Source organism: Monashia sp. HAY1-2A, from assembly GCF_056755315.1.
In genome coordinates this window covers 1-228 of the sequence record NZ_JBNDHY010000900.1, presented here as the reverse complement: position 1 = coordinate 228, position 228 = coordinate 1, and the positions used below count along the sequence as shown (strand labels likewise).

Genomic DNA, 228 nt, shown 5'->3' with positions numbered 1-228 from the left:
AGGCTGACCGGCCCCGACGCGTCGACGGCGACCCCCGCGGCGCGGCGCCCGATCTCGTCGCACGTGCCGTCGACGCGCAGGCCGTCGGGTGCAAGGCGCGACCGGACGAGCGCCCACGCGTCGGACACCTCGTCCTAGGCGTACTGGCGCAGCACGTTGAAGGCGCGCACGACGGCCGGTCGGGCGCCGCCGTCGAGGGGCACCTCGAAGCCACCGATGCGGAACGCC

The 228-nt window shown here is 76.3% G+C and carries 1 pseudogene; it reads right to left on the bottom strand.

The annotated features are described in order from the left end of the window. A pseudogene (locus ACPYOM_RS24360) lies at positions 1-228 on the bottom strand (class I SAM-dependent methyltransferase); the annotation flags it as partial.